General features: G+C 53.9%; 15 protein-coding genes and 2 riboswitches. Of the genes, 8 read left to right on the plus strand and 7 right to left on the minus strand.

The window, feature by feature from the left end; genetic code table 11:
* Positions 1-108: 108 nt before the first annotated feature.
* Together NLX71_RS20710 and NLX71_RS20715 are read right to left on the minus strand one after the other, a co-directional pair.
* Positions 109-651, minus strand: a complete 543-nt coding sequence (locus NLX71_RS20710) for an MOSC domain-containing protein (RefSeq protein ID WP_254365667.1) — start codon at positions 649-651, stop codon at positions 109-111.
* Positions 652-775: 124 nt separating this feature from the next.
* Entirely contained in the window at positions 776-1,732 is a 957-nt protein-coding gene (locus NLX71_RS20715; protein ID WP_254365668.1) for an aldolase catalytic domain-containing protein, read from the minus strand.
* Positions 1,733-1,981: 249 nt separating this feature from the next.
* Between NLX71_RS20715 and NLX71_RS20720 the strand changes: the two genes are divergently transcribed.
* Entirely contained in the window at positions 1,982-2,473 is a 492-nt protein-coding gene (locus NLX71_RS20720) for an NUDIX hydrolase (protein ID WP_254365669.1), read from the plus strand.
* Positions 2,474-2,552: 79 nt separating this feature from the next.
* Here the strand turns inward: NLX71_RS20720 and NLX71_RS20725 are convergent, their stop codons facing one another.
* Positions 2,553-2,888 carry a hypothetical protein gene (locus tag NLX71_RS20725; RefSeq protein ID WP_254365670.1) on the minus strand — a complete coding sequence of 112 codons (336 nt, stop codon included), beginning with the start codon at positions 2,886-2,888 and terminating at the stop codon, positions 2,553-2,555.
* Between the two features lie 170 nt (positions 2,889-3,058).
* Between NLX71_RS20725 and NLX71_RS20730 the strand changes: the two genes are divergently transcribed.
* Both NLX71_RS20730 and NLX71_RS20735 read left to right on the plus strand, forming a co-directional pair.
* The gene (locus tag NLX71_RS20730) at positions 3,059-3,484 is read left to right on the plus strand and encodes a hypothetical protein (RefSeq protein WP_254365671.1); all 426 of its coding nucleotides are present in this window, start codon (positions 3,059-3,061) and stop codon (positions 3,482-3,484) included.
* Between the two features lie 256 nt (positions 3,485-3,740).
* Positions 3,741-4,610, plus strand: coding sequence for a cation diffusion facilitator family transporter (locus NLX71_RS20735; RefSeq protein WP_254365672.1), 870 nt, complete (start codon positions 3,741-3,743; stop codon positions 4,608-4,610).
* 339 nt (positions 4,611-4,949) lie between these two features.
* Here NLX71_RS20735 and NLX71_RS20740 read toward each other — a convergent pair whose 3' ends face one another.
* Positions 4,950-6,227, minus strand: a complete 1,278-nt coding sequence (locus NLX71_RS20740) for a BaiN/RdsA family NAD(P)/FAD-dependent oxidoreductase (protein ID WP_254365673.1) — start codon at positions 6,225-6,227, stop codon at positions 4,950-4,952.
* Positions 6,228-6,559: 332 nt separating this feature from the next.
* Positions 6,560-7,507: a tyrosine-type recombinase/integrase gene (locus NLX71_RS20745; RefSeq protein WP_254365674.1), complete on the minus strand. Its 948-nt coding sequence runs from the start codon at positions 7,505-7,507 to the stop codon at positions 6,560-6,562.
* 126 nt (positions 7,508-7,633) lie between these two features.
* On the opposite strand from NLX71_RS20745, the gene NLX71_RS20750 reads away from it, so the two are divergent.
* Positions 7,634-8,248: an HD-GYP domain-containing protein gene (locus NLX71_RS20750; protein ID WP_254365675.1), complete on the plus strand. Its 615-nt coding sequence runs from the start codon at positions 7,634-7,636 to the stop codon at positions 8,246-8,248.
* 50 nt (positions 8,249-8,298) lie between these two features.
* Here the strand turns inward: NLX71_RS20750 and NLX71_RS20755 are convergent, their stop codons facing one another.
* Both NLX71_RS20755 and NLX71_RS20760 read right to left on the minus strand, forming a co-directional pair.
* Complete coding sequence (locus NLX71_RS20755) at positions 8,299-9,630, minus strand: hemolysin family protein (RefSeq protein WP_254365676.1); 1,332 nt, start codon at positions 9,628-9,630, stop codon at positions 8,299-8,301.
* 420 nt (positions 9,631-10,050) lie between these two features.
* Positions 10,051-10,302, minus strand: coding sequence for a hypothetical protein (locus NLX71_RS20760; RefSeq protein WP_254365677.1), 252 nt, complete (start codon positions 10,300-10,302; stop codon positions 10,051-10,053).
* A 64-nt stretch (positions 10,303-10,366) separates the two neighbouring features.
* Between NLX71_RS20760 and NLX71_RS20765 the strand changes: the two genes are divergently transcribed.
* From NLX71_RS20765 to kdpA, 4 genes are all read left to right on the plus strand, one after another.
* Positions 10,367-10,729, plus strand: coding sequence for a gamma-glutamylcyclotransferase family protein (locus NLX71_RS20765; RefSeq protein WP_254365678.1), 363 nt, complete (start codon positions 10,367-10,369; stop codon positions 10,727-10,729).
* A 203-nt stretch (positions 10,730-10,932) separates the two neighbouring features.
* A riboswitch (cyclic di-AMP (ydaO/yuaA leader) is annotated at positions 10,933-11,131 on the plus strand.
* A gap of 163 nt (positions 11,132-11,294) precedes the next feature.
* Positions 11,295-11,481, plus strand: a riboswitch (cyclic di-AMP (ydaO/yuaA leader).
* 130 nt (positions 11,482-11,611) lie between these two features.
* Positions 11,612-12,025 (plus strand): hypothetical protein, encoded by a 414-nt coding sequence (locus tag NLX71_RS20770; protein WP_254365679.1) that lies wholly within the window; start codon positions 11,612-11,614, stop codon positions 12,023-12,025.
* 159 nt (positions 12,026-12,184) lie between these two features.
* Positions 12,185-12,244 (plus strand): potassium-transporting ATPase subunit F, encoded by a 60-nt coding sequence (locus NLX71_RS27115; protein ID WP_375377945.1) that lies wholly within the window; start codon positions 12,185-12,187, stop codon positions 12,242-12,244.
* Between the two features lie 42 nt (positions 12,245-12,286).
* On the plus strand, positions 12,287-13,966 hold the full coding sequence (gene kdpA / locus NLX71_RS20775) for a potassium-transporting ATPase subunit KdpA (RefSeq protein WP_309248972.1): 1,680 nt from the start codon (positions 12,287-12,289) through the stop codon (positions 13,964-13,966).
* The last annotated feature ends 25 nt before the right edge of the window (positions 13,967-13,991 follow it).

Below are 13,991 nucleotides of genomic sequence, written 5' to 3' on the forward strand. Positions count from 1 at the left end.
CCGTAAAGACTAAGTTCGACGCGGCACCATTTTCATCCTTCTGATGGTGCCGCGCCAGCGGCATGGATGTCTATTTACGGCAAAAAGCCCGACCGGGTCCAGCCCCGGTTATTCGATCATAATCCGCACGATATCGCCTTCCGCAATGGTGCCTATGCACTCGACGGAGCAGACGATGCCGCGCCGCTTCTTGGCGGCAGCCGTGAAGCGGGTAGCCGCCGCAGGATGGCCTGTCGCTTCGGCGATCACTTCGCCCGGTCCCGTGCAGGGCATGTTCTCGCCTTCGCCGATCAAGCCCGTGCCGGCAGGAAACAGCAGGCGTGCGCCCTGAGGCAGCAGCGTGAGAGAAGGATATCCCTCCAACAGCAGATTGGCGCCGAGCCACTCCGGGCGCACTTCGGGCAGCCCTAGCCGCTCGGCGATTTGAGCTAATTCCTCGACGGAGACGATGCTGATCTGCCTCCGGTTGGCAATCTCGGTACCGCGCGGATAAAGCCGCTGCCGGCTGTCGGCAGGCCGTGTGAGTCCGTAATGCCGGTCGCCGGGAATGCCGGCAAGGTCCACGGTGACGGAGTTTTCTCGCGCGGTGACGAACGTATGCGGATCGCGGGCGGCCATTACGGCCTTGACCCGGGCTTCAAAAGTTTTCATAGTAGCGTATTTCCCCTTTCCATACAAGGTTAAGCTTGCCAGAATAGCACGCGAACAGACAAGAAACCCGGCTCCCTCCAGGGAAACCGGGTTTTTGCTGCGTGAACCGCAAGCGGCAGCCGGATTACTCGCCGGTCGGCATCGCTTCGGGGGATGTCATTTTGTCGTAGAATTCCACGAACTTGTCCTTTTTGTCGCTGGCGCGAACCGCCATGGCCGAACGCGGATGATCGTTCAATACGCCGGCGATCATGTAAGGAATAAGGTAGCCCCACTCCCACTTCTCGCGCATTTTGATCATATGTTTCTCAATGATGCCGAGAATCGGACGAATGTCGTACTTCGGATTTTTCAAATGGCTGACGATCAGCTCCGTCGGGCAGTTGCCGGCAGCTCGTCCCATGCCGTATACGGATGTGTCAAGGAACTCGACGCCTTTGGTAGCGCCCACGATTGTATTGGAGAAGGCGAGCTGCATGTTGTTGTGCATATGCAGGCCGAGCTTCTTATTCGGCAGAAGACGCTGGAATTTGGAGACGAGATATTCGACATCCCGGTAGTCCATGCTGCCGTACGAATCGACGACGTACACGACATCGACCGGACTCTTGGCAATTTCTTCGAACGCTTCATTCAGATCGTTCTCCATCACGTGGGAGAGCGCCATAATGTTGATCGCCGTTTCATAGCCGTAATCGTTGAATTTCTGCACCAGATCGATCGCTTTATCCACATCTTTGATGTAGGTTGCTACGCGGATCAGGTCAAGCAGACTGTTTTCCCGGGGGAGAATGTCCTTCTCGTCAACGCGTCCAATGTCGACCAGCGCAGACAGCTTGGTGTCGGTCTTTTGCGGGAGGACTTCCTTCAGGAAATCCTCGTTCAAAAAGCGCCAAGGACCCGCTTCAGCGCCTTTCAGCAGCTTAGCCGAGTTTTTATATCCGATCTCCATATATTCGACGCCGGCTTCGCTCAGACCGTAATACATGTCTTTGACAAACTCGACGCTAAAATCCCAGTTATTGACCAAACCGCCATCGCGGATGGTGCAGTCCAAAATATTGTGGTTTTCCCTGACCATAATGATTGACTCCTCTCCAAAATAGGCGACCGCTTCGTGGCTTTTAAGCTTTTAAGCGATAAAGCGTACGTTTTTATAATAAATATTACATATGGCTCGCCACTTGTCAATGATAACAAATTCCCCGTACCGTGGCAATCTCATCTGCGCCGAAAATAAGCAAAAGTTGCAGGATTTTCCGGGGTTTTGTGGAAACTTGCAGTATAATGGAGACAAACTTGCGAATTTTGCGGGGCAGGAGGGTGAGACATGCTGAAATACAATATCGCTTTTATTCGCAGCGGCGATCGCTTGCTCATGCTGAACCGTGGGAAGGCGCCGCTGCTCGGGCTGTGGAACGGGGTCGGCGGCAAGCTGGAGCCGGGAGAAACGCCGCTGGCGAGCGTTATACGGGAAATCGAAGAGGAGACCGGGCTCCGGCTCGAAGCGGAAGCGGTGCGCTTCGGCGGGACCGTGACGTGGGAGGTGGACGGCCGGGATGTCGGGGGGATGTACGCTTTTGTCGGAGAGGCTCCGGGTGATGCGCTGCCGGACTTGCCGATGGAGACGGCCGAGGGCATCCTGGCATGGAAGCCCGTCGAATGGGTGATCGACCCGGAAAATTACGGGGTGGTGCAGCATGTCCGGCATTTTCTTCCGATGATGCTGGCCGGTGAGCCTTGTGCGGAGCACCGCTGCTTTTTCCATGAGGGAAAGCTGCTGACCGTCGAACGGCGGCCGCTGCAAGAGGTCGTGCGCTAAATTCATGACAAAAGTAAAGACGTCCCGCTTCCTTACTCCAAGAGAAGGATACGGAACGTCTTTTTGGCGTGCCCGCGCGCTAAGGCGTCCTGATCAAGCTCAGACCGCCGATGAGCGGCAGTGGCTTCATCCACCCGTTCACGGCGTTCAGAATGCCCATGATAAATAGGACGAGTAAGCCAAGATTGGCCAGCGGCACGAGCAGCAGCCCGATCAGCGGCAGCAGCCCGAGCACCAGATTGGCGGCGATTGATGTCAAGAGCAGCACCAGCCCTTGATTAGCGTGGTACATGGCAAACCTCGACTTCGGAGCGGCAAGCAGCGGCACGAAAAATAACAAATACGCCGCGGCGCCAATCCATGGGTTCAAACGAACGTCCTCCGGCTCGGGGCTTTCGGGTGGTACGTGGTACATGGCGTACACCTCTTTCGGATCAAAATTTGGCGAAGCCGGATCAGGCAGCGGTTTCGCTATCATCCTATGCCCACAGGCGAGGGAGTATGTGCCGTGCTTGGAATAAGCATCCTTCATCGGGGCAAACTAGAACCAAACGTGAACCTACTACCGACAAGCGGAGGAACCTTATGAGCAGCACACCGATTTTGTTTCAATTCGATTCCCAGAATGCGGCAGCCTTGGCCCAGGATATGCTGGAGGAGCTTGGATACCGCGTGAGTCCGCATACGAGCCTGAAGCGCCCGACCCTGCATGTCATCGTAGACCGGCACGATCTGACGTCTGCGCTCGAAATTGTTCAGGCCTATGGCGGCCGCTTGATCGAAGCAGAAGGCTCACTGAGCGAAACCGCCGCTTTCGCCATGGCTTACGACCAAGACAGCCTGATCCCGATTCCGGCGCACTTCGTGAACGAGGATTGGACCGAAAGCGAGCCGGCCGTGTCCGCTTCGGATTATGTCAACCGATCCAGCGGCGCATATAATGACGAGAACGTGCCGTTCGATCCTTCGGGCGACGACTATAACGGCTTCGATGCCGGCTTGCGCTTCTAAGCGGCAAGCGGCGGTCTGACGCCGTCCGGACAGCGGTTACCCGGGGAGATACGGGCCGCTGTTTCTTTTTTTGGCCCGGTCCTTTTTTGTTGGCTGTTCCTCACATCCTTTGACTGGTAAAACAAAGTTGCACGGGGCCTATTTTTATTGGCGGGTAAAACAGTGTTTCTCTAGACCCACTCGGTTTTCGTCTGATATGATGAGCCTGACTTAAATCAAGCTTATTTTGGCAAGAGTTAATGGAGGGGGAACCGCCGTGGAAATGCATGATCCGTTAAAAGAAGGCGAAAAGGGCGCGTGGGTTAGCATTATCACGTACATCCTGCTTGCCGCTTTTAAGATCGGCATGGGGTATACGACTGGCTCCGAGGCACTTACCGCCGATGGCATCAATAACTCGACCGATATTATCGTATCGCTCGCCGTGCTGATCGGACTGCGCATCTCGCGCAAGCCGCCGGATCGGGACCACCCTTACGGACACAGACGGGCCGAGACGATCGCCTCGCTCGTCGCGTCGTTCATTATGGCTGCGGCTGGGATTCAAGTCGTGCTGCAGGCGTGCAAGAGCTTTTTCGCGACAGACCGTGAGGCCCCGGATTTGCTGGCTGCGTGGATTGCGCTTGGATGCGCGGCCGTCATGTGGGGAGTATATAGGTATAACAGCCGTTTGGCGAAACGGTTAAACAGCCAGTCGTTGAAAGCGGCGGCCTACGATAACCGGTCGGATGCGCTCGTCAGCATCGGGGCAGCCGTAGGCATTATCGGGTCACGCCTCGGCTATCCGATCCTGGATGCGGCCGCGGCGCTCGCCGTCGGCTTGGTCATTTGCAAGACGGCCTGGGACGTATTCATCGATGCTGCCCATGCGCTTACCGACGGGTTCGACGATAAGAAGCTGAAGGTGTTCCGGCATACGGTACACCAAACGCCCGGCGTAGAGCGGATCAAGGACATCCGGGCCCGGGTGCATGGCAGCAACGTGCTGCTGGATGTCGTCGTGGAGGTCAGCGCCGAGCTGTCCGTCGGCGAAAGTCACGAAATCAGCGACGAAATCGAGAAGCGGATGCTGGAGGAGCATCAGATTGGCAACGTGCACGTTCATATCGAGCCTTACGTCGAATAGAAGCGGGAGTACCTTTCTAAATAAAGGGACCCCCGTTTTTTGTTTATTTTATGTTCGTTTCAGGTTACCGTCATAAAATCGTAACAACTGAAAATTACAATAAAAGTAATTCACAGGTTAGACACAGATAAAAAAAGAGTGTAGGGAGGAAAGCATCATGATCCATGCTTTAAAGTCCATCGCAAAAGGGTTTCTGTTCGGTCTTATTGCTATTGGGATGCTGCCTTACTTGGTGGTTCAAGCACTGACCGAGCTGTAACTCGTCGCTAAGTTGCTCATCATAAGCCGAGAGAGGATGGCCTGCGGGCCACCCTCTCTGTTGTGTTTCAGGCCGGGCTTCTACGCTTCAAGCGCGTCTTGCGCGGCCTGTGCAGCGAACGTCCCTGCCGTATAGCCTGTGACGAAGGCCGCCGTGATGTTGTAGCCTCCGGTATACCCGTGGATGTCGAGAATCTCGCCGCAAAAGAACAGCCCCTCCATAAGCTTCGACCCCATCGTCCGCGGATCGAGCTCCTTCAAATTCACCCCGCCACCGGTGACAAAAGCGTCCTCAATCGACAGCGTCCCGTTCACCTTCACGGGAAATGCTTTGATTTGCTTGCATAATTCCATCCACGGCTGCTTCGGAATATTATCATACGTCGTTTGCTCGTCCAGTCCGGCTTGCTGGAGCAGAAGCGGGACGAGGCGTTCGGAGACGTACCCTTTCAGCACGTTTTTGACCGCTTTTTTCGGCTCGCTTTTAGCCAAAGCCATCGTCTCGTCATAGATCTCCTGCACGCTTTTGTCCGGATACAAATCAATGGTGGTCAGCACCTGCTTCTCCGCCGTTTTTTGCCGCTCCTTCACGACGAATTGACTGCACCGCAGCGCGATCGGGCCGGATAAGCCGAAATGGGTAAATAGCATGTCCCCTTGATGGGAAATGATTTTCTTCCCCTTGGCGTTCCAAACTGTAAGCTCCACATTCCGCAGCGACAAGCCCTGAAGCTCGCGGCTCTTGATAAAGGGCTCGCCGGAGGTCAGCGGAACCTCCGTTGGAAACAGCGGCGTGATCGTATGCCCCGCGTCCTCGGCCCAAGCGTAGCCGTCGCCGGTCGAGCCGGTATGCGGCACCGATTTGCCTCCGCTGGCGATGACGACGCATGCTCCGGCGATCATCTCGCCCGTCTGAAGGCGAATGCCTGCGGTGCGTCCGTCTTGATAAAGCACCTGCTCCACCGCGCGGTTCACCCGAATGTCCACGCCTTGCTTGCGGACTTGGCCGACAAGCGCGTCGACGACGGTTTTGGCTTTGTCCGTCACAGGAAACATCCGCCCGTTGTCTTCTTCCTTCAGCCGGATGCCGAGATTTTCAAAAAAAGCGATGATTTCACGATTGCCGAAATGGGCGAACGCACTGTGCAAAAACCGTCCGTTGCCCGGAATATGCTTAATAATCTCGTCAATTTCCTTCGCGTTCGTGACGTTGCACCGGCCTCCGCCGGAAATGCCGAGCTTGCGTCCAAGCTTGTCGCCTTTATCGACCAGCACGACGCGGGCGCCCTGCCTGCTGGCTGCAATACAGGCCATCAAGCCGGAAGGTCCGCCGCCGATGACGATGACATCGTACTTCATATTCATTCTCCATTCTGTTCCTGCTCATGAAGCGTATTTGCTAGTATTATAGCCCAAAACGAAACGATCCCAAAATGGCTGCGGAAGATGGCTGACGCACGAAAGAAGAAAGAGGGCCGCTTGCTGTCGCGGCTGTTCGCGGGCAACGACGGACGGTGGGAAATGGGGTGCTTTTTCATAGACAATACGTTAAAATGGGGGTTCGTACAATTTGTGTTGTTCGACATTTTTTTGTGTAATTCATACTATTTCTACAAATATTTCTTTTTTGTATTATAGTCAATATTAACCAATGAAACAAGAGAATATTGGAAAAACATAGGATGAAATGCCTATAAGCTATCTTTGAAGCAGTCTTCGACATAGTCGGGGGCTGCTTTTTTAATTTGCTGGACCGTATGGAGATAACGCTGCGTGGTGTTGATGTGCGTATGCCCGAGGGATTCCTGTACCTGCTGCAAGGAAGCGCCGCGCAGGAGGGCGAGAGTCGCGTTCGTATGGCGGAGCCAGTGAGGGGTCGCCTTTTTCTCCAAGCCGCATTGCTCACGGGCTTTCTTGATAACCTTCTCAACAAGGCGGACGGATAGAGGGAACAGCTTGTCCTCCGGCCCGGGCGGCCCCGGCCTTGTTGCTTCATAAGCTTGAAGCAGCGTCCATAGCATTTGCGGCACCTTGACTTCGCGTTCTTTATCGCCTTTGCCGCGAATCGTTATCCACATGGAAGCGCCTTCGGGGTCGGTGTGAAAATGGTTCCATTGAATCGAAACCAGCTCCGATACCCGGATGCCGAGCAATACCAGCGTGATTCCGATGACGTAATCGCGCAGCCCTTGGTGCTTTAACTGCTCGAACAAACGAAGCACTTCGGCCTTGGTCAAATAATGGTTTTTACTGTTCACGGGAATTTTGGGAATGCGGATGCAGGTGGTCGGGTTATGCTTGAACATGCCGATATTCGGGTCGCTGCCCCACTTGTAAAGCGAACGTAGAGGCGAGATATGTATGGCCACCGTCGCCGGAGCTTGAGGCTTGTTCACGCGGCTTAACAGCCCTTCCAACAGGCCGATTTTATAGACCTCGATTTCCCGCCAGGTCACGTCCTGTAACGATTTATCGCCGATAAAGCGGCGGAATTTGGCGATCGCGTTGCGGTAATTTCTCATCGTATACGGGGATCGGGAGCAAGTCGTCAGAAACATGTTGACGATTTGTTCATCCGTGTATTTTTCGGTTGGTTTCCATTGTTCGGGAAGATGGATTTGAGCGAGTAGGGTTTGCATAAGGTCTCCTTTCTTTTTCGAACAACACAAATTGTACGAACTCTATTGTATCACGCCTGACTACGGAAAGGAGGGGCTCGAAGGATTTCGACAGGGCGCGACACATGGGCTGAGGAGGGGTAACGCGTGCGGGATCGTTTAGTCACTCAAGAGTTGGTTCGGTTAATGGAAAAGGACGTCGATACCTATGAGCATAGTCTGAGGGTAGGGAAGCTCGCGAAGAGCATGGCGCTGATGATGCGCCTGAACCTTGCGCAGACCCGGCAATTGGTGATCGGATGCTGCTTGCACGACATCGGGAAAATCTACATGCCCGACTCGATTTTAAAAAAGGATACGTCGCTTACGGAAAGAGAATGGAGGATGATGAAGCAGCATCCGTTGCTGGGTGCGGATATATTGAAAATTCATGCGCCGGAGGAGCGGGCGATCATCGACATCGTCGAATTTCACCACGAGCGATGGAACGGAACAGGCTATCCGTACGGCTTAAATGGGGTGGACATTCCGGCGTTCGCCAGGATCTGCACCATCATCGATTCCTTCGACAGCATGCTATCCGATCGGCCCTACCGATCAGGGATGTCGCTGGAGGAAGCAAAGGAAGAGCTGCGTCTGCACAGCGGCACGCAGTTCGATAAGCAGTACGTGGAATTGTTTTTGCAAATGCCGGGCGAGATGCTTCATCGTACTTACGCAAGATGCGAACGCGTTAATTTTACCGTCCAATCTTCAACATAAAAAAGTGAGGTCCACGAAGGGCCTCACTTTTTATTCAAATGATCCATGTATTATGCCGATTGCGATTGTGAATCCGATTGCAGCTTGCGGACGGCGAGCCTTGCGATTCGCAGGTCGTCCGTTTCTTCGATAACAAACTCGAATTCGTTCTGGTAGACGACGCTCTGTCCATGCTTCGGCGGAAGCTCCACCTGCGAGTACATCCATCCGCCAATCGTGTCGTAGTTCTCAGACTCGATTTCCAGACCGAACTGATCGTTCACTTCGTCGATTAACATCAGACCGTCGATGGAGTAGTTGAATTCGTCTTTCTTCTCCACATGCGCCCGCTCATCCGGGTCGAACTCGTCTTGGATTTCGCCGACGATTTCCTCGAGAATGTCCTCCAGCGTCACCATGCCTGAAGTTCCGCCGTATTCGTCGATTAGCAGGGCAATCTGCACTTTTTTCCTTTGCATTAGCTTGAGCAGCCTGCTGATCGGCATCGAATCCGGCACTTTGGCGATCGGACGCACGATTGAGCGAAGCTCGGTCAGCGCGCCGTTCAACTTCATCAGGTCCTTGATGTGAACGAAGCCGATAATGTTGTCTTTATCCGGATGACAAACAGGATAGCGGGTGCGCATTTCGCGAAGCGCGATTTCCATATTGTCCTCGAACGGCAGATTGGCGTACAAGCAGGCCATTTCCGTCCGCGGGATCATAATTTCGCGGGCGTTCGTTTCGGTAAATTCGAATATATTGTCAAAAAGCGTAAGCTCCGTATTGTCGATGAAGCCGCTTTTATGGCTTTCTTTCATTAAGAGACGGATTTCCTCTTCCGTATGGGCCGATTCGTGCTCTGTGGCCGGTTCGATGCCTGCGCGCTTCAGCATCCAGTTCGATGCGCCGTTCAGCATCCAGATGAAAGGGTACATCAGCTTGTAGAACATGATCACCGGCAGCGCGGACCAAAGCGTCACGTTCTCCGACTTACGGATCGCGTATGTCTTCGGGAACTGCTCCCCGAGCGTAATATGCAGCGTGGTAATGAGCGAGAAAGCTACTAAGAAGGAGATCGTATGAATAACGACGGGGCTTAAGCCGAACCAATCTGCAAGGATCGGTTTGAGAAAAGCGGCGATGGCCGGTTCTCCGACCCAGCCGAGTCCCAGCGACGCAAGCGTAATGCCGAGCTGGCAGGCGGATAAATAAGAGTTCAGGTTGCCCGCAATTTTTTGCGCGAACCGCGCGCTCACATTGCCGCTTTGGGCGAGCGTATCAATGCGGCTGTTTCTTACTTTGACCATGGCGAACTCCGCGGCGACGAAAAAGCCGTTCAGCAGCACCAAGACGATAATGAGAACCACGTTAAACAATAAAGGTAACGGGTCACTACTCAATCATTCCCTATCCCCTGCGTGAGGTGGATAGGTACACCTCCCTTAGACGTTCAAATAATAGACAAAAATAAAGATGGCTTCTAATCCATTATACTCGGAACGCATACCGGCGCTCAAACGGCGAGTGGGGCACTCCGGGGTATGCACGGGGTGTGCGGACTCCGAATCGCGAGGTATTAACGAAAATCCCCCGATTTTCTGCGAATTTGTTCATTTTCGTGCGAAAATGACGAAAACACGGTTGATTTTTAAATTCAAACGGATGTCCGGGTTGACATCGGGGACGGGCTATGGTAAATTTATTCGATATTCGCAAGAATATACTTAAACCCTCATACAACCCCTATACGGAAGATTTTCCTCGAGAAAGCAGCGTTATTTCCGCACATGTTTAATCGTTCATTCAAGGAACTCCCATGATTAGGAATTGTTGTAACACTGATTCACACTGGCGCGGTCTTCGGAGCCGCAAGGATGGAAGAGAGGCAGGGCTTTCATTGTTTTGGTATGCGCAGCATCATGTACAGAAATTGGTTTTGCTTTGGGGTAAAGAAGGGTAACCAGTGTTTTTAAACGGCCAAAAAAGGCTCGGTCAGGGACAGATCCGCTGACGGAGCCTTTTTTGCGTGCCGCGCAGCTGTTGATTACCGGGTTAATTTCCGTTCCTAACATATTTCTAACAGTTTTCCCCTATAGTTAGGCTCAAACGGCATTTCAGAGAAAAGAGGCTATGGAATTGAATCTGTTCGTGTATGACGTCGTTTCCTTGAATCACAAAGACAACCCGTTTATTTCCAGACATTCTCGGCTTCTGAGCGACGAGGCCTGGGTAAGAGGCGTTCTGTACGATACCGGACTCGGTTTTCCCGCATTAACCTCCGGGGAAGACAAGGTCAGCGGCAAGCTGCTGGCGATGGGAGATGTCGCGATTGAAACCGTTCGGGAATTGGCGTCGAACTTTAACCGGATGAACCCGCCGTACCGCTTCGAGCTGAAGTCCGTGCAAGTGTTTGCGGGAGCGGCAACCTACGAGGCATTTGCTTATATGTATGCCTCAGGCCATGGCTTGACGCGGATTGAGAGCGGGATCTGGCTGTAGTCGGGAACGGAGTGCCGAGAAAAAGCTCACGATTTTTGAAAAACTAAGAAATAGTGAGATTTGTAGAGATTGGAAAAGAACGATATCAGAGAAAGCGCTCTTAATTGCCCGATCTTCCCTTTTTTAGCTCCAGAACCATTCCCGCTGTTCTTTACAGTTGGTTTCGACAAGCGTAATATTCAATTCATAAATTGACAGTTTCCAAATTCTTATCGCTTAATTTCCGCCATCGTGCGGAAAGCGGGGGAACCACAAGGGAAGCCTGCGCTGCCGGTGTGAGAGCCGAAAGCCATGCGTCCCCGGGGTGAATCCTCATCGTGCATGTGAAACATGCACTGGGGTAGGGCGACTCTCACCGCCCGAATCCGTCAGCTAACCTCGTCAGCGTTGGATCGAACAGCCGTTTAGCGGCCGGCCGCGGCCTTTGTTCGAATGGAGAGAGGATGATGAAGCTTGTGATCGTATAGCGACCACAGGGCTCCTGCCTCTGTGGTTTTTTATTGTCTTTTTTGGAAAAACGGAACACCAGTTCTATTCGAGAAAATATAAAAATGCAGCCATTCCATGCAGTATATCGCTGAATTCCCGGCTCGCCGGGAAGCGGGGGAACCAACGGGACAGGACGGCGCGTTAGATGCGCGGATCGGTCCCCGGGGTGAATCTCTTCGTGCTTGCCTTGCAAGCGCTGGGGTAGGGCGACTCTCACGCCCGAATCCGACAGCTAACCTCGTAAGCGTACAGAGAGAGGCAACGATTGTCGTGAGCTCATAAGACACGGTTTGTTTCACCGTGCCTGGAAGCCGCGGGAAGAGTCACCTCTTGCCCCAGGCTTCTTTTTTGTTGCCTTTTCTCCTGGAGTGAACAGGAGGAGAACGAATAATAATGACCATCGTATCATCGGGCTATATTTTGGTGTCCGCGCCGAATAAGGCGGGAGAAAACTTTATTCGCGAGCTGCAAAGACGGCAGTTTCGCCTGGCGGCCATTGTCAACAGCAAGACAGAGCATAAGAGGCTGGCCGGGCTTGGCGTCGGGAACGTGGTGACGATCGACACGTCGGGCTGCGAATCCTGGGCCGTGCCCCAGTTTGCGGTCAGCCGAGTGTATTTATTCGAGAAAAGCCTGAACTTGTCGTGCCGGTACATTCAAATTTGCCGGACGTGGACGAACGGGCCGATTTATCTGATTACGAGCAATCCAAGCCCCCGGCTCGTGTATAAGGGGCTTGGCGCGCATCATGTCATTTATACGAACGGCGACGATATCGGATTTTTGATCGACGGTCATTTGGAGTAAACGGGCGCAATCGCTCGGAAGGAGGCGTTGGAAAGTGGCGGACTTGTACATGGCATTGCTGTTGGCGGGAACCTACGTATTGTTCTGGGGCTTTCTGACCTGGTGCGGCCGGGTAACCGAGGAATCGGGAGGGGACGAACGATGATCGTCATCGGGGGAATGATTTTATTCGTATTCATCTATTTGGCGTATGCCTTGATTCATCCGGAGAAGTTTTAACGATCCGGATTCGGCTTGTTTACTAAAGGAGGTTTGAACCCCGTGGGTATTTTGCAAATGGCCGTTGTCATAGGGATTCTGGTGCTGCTCGTGAAGCCGCTCGGCACTTATTTATATCATGTCTTTTCCGGCGAGGCTAATCATACGGACCGCTTATTCGGATGGGCGGAGCGGCCGATCTTCAAGCTGATCGGACTGCGCGAACGCAAGGGGATGACATGGAAAACGTACGGACTCAGCTTTATCGTCACCAACCTTGTGCTGGTGGCCTTCGGCTACTTGCTGTTAAGACTGCAAAAGCTGCTGCCGCTCAATCCGAACGGCATCGACAATATGGAGCAGACCTTGTCGTTCAATACGATCATCAGCTTCATGACGAATACGAACCTGCAGCATTACAGCGGGGAGTCGGGACTTTCTTATTTGTCGCAAATGGCTGTGATCACCATGATGATGTTTACTTCTGCGGCGACGGGGCTGTGCGTGGCGATCGCCTTTATCCGCGGCGTTACAACCAAGGGCAAGACGCTGGGCAACTTCTACGAGGATTTTGTCAAAGCGCACACCCGTGTGTTTCTGCCGCTGGCTTTCGTGGTCACGCTGGCGCTGGTAGCCTTGCACGTGCCGCAGACGCTGCAGCCGACTATCGCCGTGCAGACGCTTGAAGGGGCGGAGCAGCAGATTGCGATCGGACCGGTCGCGTCATTGGAATCGATCAAGCACTTAGGGACGAACGGAGGAGGCTTCTTCGGCGTCAATTCGTCGCACCCGTTCGAGAACCCGAATCCGCTGACGAACGTGATCGAGATGCTGTCCATGTGGTGCTTGTCGGCGGCGCTGCCGTACACGTACGGGTTGTTCGCGAAAAACCGGAAGCAGGGCTGGGTTATTTTCTCCGCGATGCTCATTTTGTTCGTGCTGTTCCTGGCGCTCGTCTACACGTCCGAGTTAAACGGCAACCCGGCGTTGAACAAGCTGGGCATGGACGCTTCCCAAGGCAGCATGGAAGGCAAAGAGGTGCGCTTCGGCATCCCGATGTCGGCCTTGTTTACGACCGTGACGACGGCGGCGACGACCGGTTCGGTCAACAACATGCACGATACGCTGACGCCGCTCGGAGGCATTACGCCGCTCGCGCTGATGATGCTGAACTGCGTGTTCGGCGGCAAAGGCGTCGGACTCGTCAATATGCTGATGTACGCCATTCTGGGCGTGTTCCTTGCAGGTCTGATGGTCGGACGAACCCCGGAATTTCTGGGGCGGAAGATCGAGGCCCGCGAGATGAAATTGATCGCCATTGCGATTTTGGCGCATCCGTTTATTATTTTGGCGCCGACGGCAATTGCGCTTGCGACCGAGCTGGGCAAAGCGGCGATCACGAATCCGTCGTTCCACGGCATCTCGCAGGTGCTGTACGAATATACGTCGGCGGCGGCCAATAACGGCTCCGGCTTCGAGGGTCTGGGCGACAATACGCCGTTCTGGAACATTACGACGGGCCTTGTGATGCTGTTCGGGCGCTATATCTCGATGATTGCGCTGCTGGCTGTGGCCGGTTCGCTCAACCGCAAGCAGTGGGTGCCGGAGACGGTCGGCACGTTCCGTACGGACAACGGTTTGTTCGTCGGCATTCTCGTCGGAACAGTGCTCATTATCGGGGCGCTGACGTTCCTGCCGGCCATCGTGCTTGGGCCTGTGGCCGAGCATTTGACGCTGCGCTAAACGTGAAGATCGCGAAGGAAGAGGG

The organism is Paenibacillus sp. MZ04-78.2, from assembly GCF_024213375.1.
GTDB lineage: Bacteria > Bacillota > Bacilli > Paenibacillales > NBRC-103111 > Paenibacillus_G.